2 protein-coding genes are annotated in these 1,703 nt (G+C 47.9%); both read left to right on the forward strand.

Annotated elements, in window-relative coordinates; genetic code table 11:
* Window positions 1-1,233: di-heme oxidoredictase family protein (locus R7E00_RS22760; RefSeq protein ID WP_318124510.1), on the forward strand; the 1,233-nt coding region annotated here is incomplete at its 5' end.
* Between the two features lie 10 nt (window positions 1,234-1,243).
* The coding region (locus R7E00_RS22765; RefSeq protein ID WP_318124511.1) for an imelysin family protein at window positions 1,244-1,703 on the forward strand (460 nt) is incomplete at its 3' end.

Raw genomic sequence — 1,703 nt, forward strand, 5'->3', positions numbered from 1 at the left:
CTTGATTTTAGTGTGGGCAATAGTTTTTTTCGTAACCCATGGGTGCAAGCGCCAGCGACTACAGATGCAAGAGACGGCCTTGGCCCGCTTTTCAACACCAATGGTTGTCAGAATTGCCACATAAAAGATGGCCGTGGGCATCCTCCTGAAAAAGACGACATTCATGCCGTGTCTATGTTGGTGCGTTTGAGTATCCCGGCGATGACGCCAGAGCAGAAGAAAGCTTACATCATGGATGGCGGTATTCCGGAGCCTACGTATGGTGGGCAACTGCAAGATTTTGCTCTGCAAGACCAAACGCCGGAGGGCAAAATTGCTATTACTTATACGGACGTTCCCGTTGAGTTTAAAGATGGCACAAAAGTGACATTGAGAAAGCCTACACTGAAAATTACCGATTTAGGTTATGGGGACATGCACCCTGAGACGCAGTTTTCCGCTCGTGTCGCACCACCTATGATTGGTTTAGGTTTGCTAGAAAGTATTCCTGATGAAACGTTGCTTAAGTGGGCAGACGAAAATGACCGTGATAGCGATGGCATCTCAGGCAAGGTGAATAAAGTTTGGGACATTCAAAAAGGCGACTTTTCGCTTGGCCGTTTTGGATGGAAAGCAGGACAACCAACATTGATGCAGCAAAATGCGGCCGCGTTTAATGGTGATGTTGGTCTAACAAGTCACTTGTTCCCGAATGAAAATTGCACGGCGAAGCAATCCCTTTGTGAGGAGTTGCCAAATGGCGGCAAGCCAGAAGTAAGCCAAAACATACTCGACTTCGTAGAGTTTTACAGCCAACACTTAGCCGTGCCGATTCGTCGAAATGTGAATGCTCCTGATGTTCAGCTTGGCCAAAAGATCTTTGCTGCTTCGGGGTGCGAAAGCTGCCATAAAACCAGTGTAAAAACGACAAAACGAGCAGACCGGCCTGCGCTTTCAGAGCAACTTATCCACCCGTATACCGATCTGCTGTTGCATGACATGGGAGAGGGCCTTGCTGATCATCGACCTGAATATCTTGCCAATGGCCGTGAATGGCGTACGCCACCACTTTGGGGGATTGGTTACACAGAAGAAGTGAACGGTCACACGTATTTTTTACATGATGGTCGAGCACGTAACTTGATGGAAGCGGTGCTTTGGCATGGTGGTGAAGCGGAACAAGCGAAACAAAACGTGCTATCGCTTAACCAAAAAGAACGTGACGCATTGATTGCGTTTCTGAACTCTCTGTAAGGATGCAACCATGAAGAAAACAACATTAATGAGCGCTGTTGTTGCAACGCTAAGCTTAGTTGGTTGCCAATCGACAACGGGCTCGTCGGATGCACAACCAGAACAAACTAGCCATATTTCTCAAGCTGTTTACGAAGTGGAGTTTCATGCCGCACAGTCATTTTTAAGCCAAGCTTCGCAGTTAGAGCAGAGCTTTGCTGATTTTTGTTCGGCGCCGAAAAATGACGTGGAATCAGTACAACAACAATGGCACAGCACCATGTTGGCTTGGATGGCGCTTCAAGGACAGGAACGTGGCCCAGCGACTGCGCTGGAGCAAAGCTGGAACGTACAATTCTGGCCCGATAAAAAAAATACCACCGGGCGTAAAATGTCGGCGCTGACTAAAGCCGATAAAGTTTGGACAGTGGAAGAGATCTCGACACAAAGCGTGACTGTGCAAGGTTTAGGGGCGTTGGAATGGTTACTTT

Source organism: Vibrio sp. Vb1755 (assembly GCF_033338635.1).
Lineage (GTDB): Bacteria > Pseudomonadota > Gammaproteobacteria > Enterobacterales > Vibrionaceae > Vibrio > Vibrio alginolyticus.